This window comes from Ruminococcus sp. OM06-36AC, assembly GCF_003438725.1.
Lineage (GTDB): Bacteria > Bacillota > Clostridia > Oscillospirales > Ruminococcaceae > Ruminococcus_C > Ruminococcus_C callidus.
In genome coordinates, this window is the sequence record NZ_QSTT01000047.1 from 1,241 (window position 1) to 4,052 (window position 2,812).

At 31.7% G+C, this 2,812-nt stretch carries 2 protein-coding genes; both read right to left on the bottom strand.

The window, feature by feature from the left end:
• Window positions 1–1,134: 1,134 nt before the first annotated feature.
• Window positions 1,135–2,406, bottom strand: a complete 1,272-nt coding sequence (locus DXB92_RS12875) for a sensor histidine kinase (protein ID WP_117734189.1) — start codon at window positions 2,404–2,406, stop codon at window positions 1,135–1,137.
• A gap of 7 nt (window positions 2,407–2,413) precedes the next feature.
• Window positions 2,414–2,812, bottom strand: a 399-nt coding sequence (locus DXB92_RS12880; RefSeq protein ID WP_147330076.1) for a LytTR family DNA-binding domain-containing protein, incomplete at its 5' end; no start/stop codon positions are given.

Genomic DNA, 2,812 nt, shown 5'->3' on the forward strand with positions numbered 1-2,812 from the left:
ATCATGATCTGTCCCATGAACATTAGGGACATGACTCCGGCAAGTGTTCTTGTCAGTTTTTTGTTCATGCACATTCTCCTATCTTAAGTTGAACATAAAGAGAAAAGCTACAAAATCGAATTTTTCAGGATTTGCAGCTTTTCAAATTTCATACTGGCTTACGATGACTGTATCTGTTTTTACCCTGTCCAATCAACATCATGATACACACTGCACAAAGTGAAAACATAATTGTAATTGAAAGCTTTTGTCGTCCAGTCCAAAGCGAGAACTGCTGTACTAGCAATTCTATAGACAAAACAATTCGAGCTCTCTTTCCATAACATTTCTTTTCTAATTGGTCTAGGTGTTTATTTTGAGTATCTACAGGTGCAAACGTAAAAATATATGTATAACAGCAGAAGGCACTGATACAGCTAACAACATTGTTTATTGGCAGATTTTTGAATAAAATTATAAACATTAAAACAATGACATTAGAAATGAAATAACATCTCATAGCTGTACTTGCATGATATCCGCCAGCATATATTCTCAAAACAGAATAAAACAAGATAAATACAACAGTATACATGATTGTGTGAAATATAGCCCCTATTACCATAAAAGAGAATAGATTGAATAGGAATATCAGAAGGTTCTGAATTCCATACGCATACACATCCATGTCTTGCTGTTTAATAATCTTTTTCCTACAAAGCCAGTGTATTATTCTTTTAGTACTTCTAGCAAACATTTAGAATTTCCGAAGTTTTTTTACGGATTCCGGTTCCTCCGGCTGATGAGCAATGATCATGCAGCTAGAATTTGCAGTTACAGTAGCAAATACGAATGCCAATGCAGCAAAACACTGCCCAAATCGCAAAAACATTTTTTTCATGTATACACCCCTTTCTATCTGCCAACTATACAATACCATAAAATTCGAGTTTTGCATCCTATCTTGTTGAATTTGATATATGTTAATGTTGAAATTTAAAGAAATCATATGGAACTATGCGTATTCTCTTGATTTTTATAATCCTTTATTTCCCATTTTATGCTTATACACTTTTGTTACAAACAAAAAAGCAGAGGCATCCATATTTGAATGCCTCTGCTTTCTGTAATTTATTTTACGCTATAAAAAAGTTATTATACATAGAGGAGAAGTTTAACTGTAAACATATTGTCATCATGCAGTATCTTGACAGTTCCATTATACTTATCAACTGTTTTTTCAATATTCTTTAATCCGTACCCATGAATACGGGTATCCTTTTTTCGACTTATGATTTTCTGGTTTTTCATGATTACTGTGCCATCATAACTATTAGAGATAGAAATGATAATTCTTCCTTTTGTTTCACGGTATAAAAAATGGATGGTCTTATTTGAAACAGAAGTAACAGCGGTAATCGCATTATCTAATAAATTTCCAAGTATAATAGTGAGATCTCTTGGATCAATCACTTGATCGGAAGCGGCTTCAACTCTATACTGCAGTTTTGTTCCCAATTGTTCTGCTTCTGATAATTTGAAATTAATAATACTATCCAGATAAATATTTCCTGTTTTGCTGTACACTTTTGTAGTAGGTAATGATGCTATATTTTTTTCAATATAATCTTGTATCTCTGTGATTTTGCTTTCTTCTGCCAATCCAGCAAGCACCATCATATGATTTTTCAAATCGTGCCGATAAGAAGCTGTATTTTCTTGCATTTGATTCATCAGTTCACACTGATGAAAATAATATTGTCTTTCTTTGTTCAACACCTCCGCATCGACTCTTTTCATGTAAAACTGTGCCAAGAGATCATAAAGATAAAAAATCAGAATATTCGCAATTACTAGCAATACGAGAGCGATTGTAAGTTGGATTGTATGAATTTCCTCATTAAAAAACAATGTAAATGCAATGATAACAGAAATAATTGGAATCAAACAGGAAGCAGACCATATTGGAATAGAAAGGTTGGAGTTTAATTTCATGCTCTTTATGTTATAAAATATTAAAGTACCTAAGAAGAATAATAATTTCATGATTATTAAGCCTGCGACATTTTGATAACTGCCTTCTCCAATCATATCCGTTTTTGCATAACCAGTTATATTGCCGACTATCAATTCTACTACAGCCATATAACAATACAAAAACAATACAACACAAATTTTCTTCCATAATCGTGTTCGATAAGTACAAGTAACAAATGAAATTGCAGAAATAGCAAAAATTAAATTGAAAATAGGAGCATCTATGATTAAGTGAAGAATTCCTGTAGAAAGAAAATAGTATACAAAAGCAAAATACGTTACTTTCGTATGTTGTTTCCATCCAAAAAACAAATCCATGTACCTGTATATGATAAAAATTTCAAATATATCTGCAAGTAAATAAAAAATAGGATAGGTAAAAGTACTCATTTACATTTCATTCCTCCATATCTTCGATTTCTAATTGTAAGTCTCGCATCTCTTTTCTTTTCGATTGGCTAATTGGAAGTCGCTTTTGATTTGACATAATCACATTGTCGTACTCAAATTTTCTGATATGATAATAGTTTACTAAAAACGACTTATGTATTCTAAAAAACTGAGTTGGTACTTGAGATTCAACATTATCCAACTTATCATAGAATTCCAACATATCTGTGGTAGTTATAATATTGACTTTTCGATTTGTGCTTTCAAAGTACAAAATATTTGCAATAGGAACCCTCTGCAGGACATGATTATTTTGAAATGTAAAAACATCTTCTGGTCGTCTTGTTAATTTCCGAAATCGATTTACTGTCCTTTCTAAATCAGAATAGCAAATTGGTTTACTTAA